The 4,011-nt window shown below is 41.3% G+C and carries 5 protein-coding genes; 4 read left to right on the forward strand and 1 reads right to left on the reverse strand.

Translation table 11 applies throughout. The features are described from left to right. A partial coding sequence (locus tag GXZ17_RS03340; RefSeq protein WP_409375872.1) for a class I SAM-dependent methyltransferase occupies window positions 1-797 on the reverse strand: 797 nt, incomplete at its 3' end. 305 nt (window positions 798-1,102) lie between these two features. Between GXZ17_RS03340 and GXZ17_RS03345 the strand changes: the two genes are divergently transcribed. The 4 genes from GXZ17_RS03345 to rfbB form a co-directional block, all read left to right on the forward strand. Next, on the forward strand, window positions 1,103-1,834 hold the full coding sequence (locus GXZ17_RS03345) for a sugar phosphate nucleotidyltransferase (RefSeq protein ID WP_409375873.1): 732 nt from the start codon (window positions 1,103-1,105) through the stop codon (window positions 1,832-1,834). Window positions 1,835-1,839: 5 nt separating this feature from the next. Then, window positions 1,840-2,316, forward strand: coding sequence for a dTDP-4-dehydrorhamnose 3,5-epimerase family protein (locus tag GXZ17_RS03350; protein ID WP_409375874.1), 477 nt, complete (start codon window positions 1,840-1,842; stop codon window positions 2,314-2,316). Between the two features lie 3 nt (window positions 2,317-2,319). Next, complete coding sequence (gene rfbD / locus GXZ17_RS03355) at window positions 2,320-3,186, forward strand: dTDP-4-dehydrorhamnose reductase (RefSeq protein WP_409375875.1); 867 nt, start codon at window positions 2,320-2,322, stop codon at window positions 3,184-3,186. Continuing rightward, a partial coding sequence (gene rfbB, locus GXZ17_RS03360) for a dTDP-glucose 4,6-dehydratase (protein ID WP_409375876.1) occupies window positions 3,179-4,011 on the forward strand: 833 nt, incomplete at its 3' end. The genes rfbD and rfbB, both read left to right, overlap by 8 nt.

A 4,011-nucleotide genomic window follows, 5' to 3' on the forward strand; every position in this document is an offset into this window, starting at 1 on the left:
ATCTGGGCATTAATAATTACCGAGGGCAATTTATAATCTGGGAAAGGAAGGAAAAATTCAATTTCTCCAAAACCAGCTTGTCTCAAAAGTCCCTCCAGCTCGAATTTGCTAAAAGTAACTGCTGTATTTTTTCGAGGATAACCTTCTATACCATCAAATGTAAGGCCACTATGATCTTCTTTAGCTCCAGAAAAATATTTTAAGCCCAGTTTGTTTTCTATAGCTAAGACCAAAAGCCCTTTGTCTTTGAGAGCCTGGTTAGCAAAACGAAGGAATTGTACTGCTGAAGCTTTAGGGTTTGTAGTAAAATTACGACCAAAGAGAGGAGCGTATTCTAGAACACCAATTAGGGTAACGATATCAAATTCTTTTTGAAAATTTATATCTAAAAAATTTGCGCACAAAACAGAGACACCTTTTAAATCGGAACAACGTTTTTTAGCTACCCTAGCTCTGGGAAAACTCCCTTCTACTGCAAATACCGTAGCAAATTTTTCCCCCAAATATCTTGTTATAGCTCCACACCCTGCTCCCAATTCCAATATTTTCGCTTCATGATTACAAAAATCAAAGCACCTTAAAAGATTAGCTCTCTCTAATGTTAAATGGTAAAGAGTGGGCCAGTCCTTTATGTACTTTTTTAACTCCCAGGATAGCGAATTTTTATCTTTTGCTTGACCTAAAATTTTCAACAGATATTCTTCGGAGCCATCTAAATAAGGCAAGTCGCTTTCCTGAAATGAAGGATTAACAAGCACTCCGGATTTTTCATCAAGAAAGAAATCTTGTATATCCAAATATTAACTCTCCTTCACAGGCAAAATTACTTCTTTATTTGTTTCCAAGTTCTCTGCAGAACTATTTTGAAAAAGTTTAGCGCCGATAAACCAATTCCTACCACATTAATAATAAACTTTTTTGCCAAGTTCAAGGGAAAATTCTCTATTTTCTCTTCCAAAGCGCAATAACAAACCTATGGGGGTCTATCATTAAGAAGGAGGGGAGCTCTTTAAAGAGAAGTACAAAGAAATAAGCAAATTTGCTATAATCTGGAAAAGGGGTGATAAAAAGGAATCAGGCAATTTTCTCAAGGGGGTAAACAATGAAAGGTTTAATTTTAGCTGGAGGGACTGGCTCTCGGCTCTATCCTCTCACTAAGGTAACCAATAAACACCTTCTTCCGGTGGGAAGATATCCTATGATTTATTATCCCATCTATCACTTAACTCAGGTGGGGATTCAGGATATCCTGGTGGTAACCGGCACTGAGCATATGGGGAAAGTGGTTCAGCTTTTAGGAAGTGGGCGAGACTTTGGAGTGAAATTTACTTACAAAGTTCAAGATGAAGCAGGGGGGATTGCCCAGGCTTTAGGAATGGGGCGGGAGTTTGTGGGAGAAGATAATTGTCTGGTTCTTCTTGGGGATAACATTTTTGAAGATGACCTCACTCCTTATTTTACTCACTTTCAAAACCAAAAAAGAGGAGCTCGCCTCCTTTTTAAGGAAGTTCCTGACCCGGAGCGGTTTGGAGTGCCAGTATTCAAAGAAGGGAAAATTATAGCTATTGAAGAAAAGCCTACTTCTCCTAAAAGCTCTTTCTGCGTAGCGGGGATTTATTTTTATGATAATCGAGTGTTTGATGTTATCTCTCAGCTTAAGCCTTCCAGCCGGGGAGAATTAGAAATCACTGATGTTAATAACTGGTATATCGAGAAGGGAGAGGCAGAATACGATATTTTATCCGGGTTCTGGACTGACGCCGGCACATTTGAATCTCTCAGTCGAGCAAATGAGCTGACCCGGGATATGACTCTCGATTTTGGGAAGGAGTAAAATTGGTGAAATTTACCCCTGGAGATATAAAAGGAGTAATAAAGGAAGAGCTTGCAAGATATGAAGATAAACGGGGATGGTTAATAGAAGTTTTCCGCCAGGATGAGCTCCTTGAGGACTTATATCCTCTTATGGGTTATATTTCTCTCACTCACCCCGGAGTCACCCGCGGTCCTCATGAACACCGCTTTCAATGGGACCATTTTGTATTTTTAGGTTCTTCTGCTTTTCGTTTGCTTCTCTGGGACAATCGTCCTTCTTCTCCCACCTACCAGAATCAGCTTATATTGACTGCCGAGGAAGGTCATCCTTTACGGGTAGTTATTCCTCCCGGGATAGTTCATGCTTATCAGAACCGGGGAGAAAAGTCCGGATTGGTCCTTAATTTCCCCAACCAGCTTTATCGAGGATGGGGAAAGAAAGAAGAGGTAGATGAAATCCGCTGGGAAGAAATAAAAGACTCTCCCTTTGTGGTAGAGTAACCTATGAAGCTCCTCATCAGCGGCTCCCAGGGTCAGCTGGGAAAAGAGATTCAAAAAGAAGCAGAAAAAAGAGGATACCAGGTTTATCCTTTTTCTCATGAAGAACTCGATATCACTAACATATCAGCTGTAGAAACAGCTGTCCAAGAGCTCGAGCCTGATATCATAGTTAACTGTGCCGCCTATAACCAGGTAGACCAGGCAGAAAAAGAAAGAGAAACAGCCTGGAAAGTAAATGTCGAAGGAGTAGAAAATTTAGCTTTATCCTCCCGGAGGCACGGGAGTTTTTTAGTTCACTATTCCACCGATTATGTATTTTCGGGAAACCAGAGCTATCCCTACCGAGAAGAAGACCTTCCTTCTCCTCTCAACTATTACGGGAAGACGAAATGGGAGGGAGAAAAAGTGCTGGAGAAGGTTCTTTCTCCTTCTCAATTTCTCCTCCTTAGAGTAAGCTGGGTATTTGGCAATAACCCCCGGGTGAGCTTTCCCTTAAAGCTCCTCCAGTGGTCGAGGGAGAAACAAACTCTCCGGATAGTAGATGACCAGATTTCTTCTCCCACTTATGCTTACGATGCAGCATATTTTACTTTAGAGCTATTAGAAAAAGATGCCCAGGGGCTTTTTCATTTTGCTAACTCTGGATATTGTAGCCGATACCAGTGGGCTAAGTTCATTTTAGAAAAGCTAAACTGGAGAGGGCAACTCTTTCCGGCTAAAAGTAGCGATTTTCCTACCCCTGCTCAGCGGCCTCTTTTTTCTGCGTTAGATTCCAGAAAGGTAGAAACCGTCTTGAAAAGGAAAATACCTTCCTGGGAAGAAGCGACTGACCGATTTCTTTTATCGTTGAAGGAGGGAAAAAATGAATAAAATTTTAATCAGTGGTGGAGCAGGTTTTATTGGAGCCAATCTGGTTAAACTGTTGCTAAAATGGGAGCCAGAATGGAAGATAGTGGTGGTAGATGCTCTCACTTATGCCGGGGATAAAAAGAGGTTAGAAGAAATATCCGATAATCCCCGGTTTTCTTTTTATCAGGTAGATATCACTCAAAAAGAAAAGATGAGAGAAATCTGGGAGAGGGAAAAACCTCAGGGAGTAATCCACTTAGCCGCTGAATCTCATGTTGACCGAAGTATCAAAGACCCCTCTCCTTTTATTTTAACTAACGTTTTAGGAACTGAAGTACTTCTTGAGTTATCTTTAGAATTTGGGGTGTCTCGTTTTCTCCATGTCTCTACTGATGAGGTGTATGGGGAGTTAAAAGATAAAGAGGGTAAATTTACCGAAGAACATCCTCTTGCTCCTTCTTCTCCTTATTCAGCCAGCAAAGCAGGGGGAGAGCTTTTAGTAAAAGCTTATGAACGGACTTTTAATTTACCTGTTGTTATTGTTCGACCCTCTAACAATTACGGTCCCTGGCAGTATCCCGAGAAATTAATCCCGGTAGTTATCTGGCAAGCACTCCATCGCCAGCCTGTCCCGGTCTATGGTCGAGGAGAAAATTGGCGAGAGTGGCTCTATGTGGAAGATTGTGCTCAAGGGATTTATACTGCTTTTCTTAAAGGGAGAGAGGGAGAAATATATAACCTGGGAAGCGGAGAAGAAAGACAAAATCTGGATACGGTAAAAACAATTCTTTCTCTTCTGGGGGAAAAAGAAGACCTTATTCAATTTGTTCCCGACCGACCCGGCCA

The sequence above is a fragment of the Candidatus Sordicultor fermentans genome, from assembly GCF_012728195.1.
In the GTDB taxonomy this organism is placed as follows: domain Bacteria; phylum Atribacterota; class Atribacteria; order Atribacterales; family Caldatribacteriaceae; genus Sordicultor; species Sordicultor fermentans.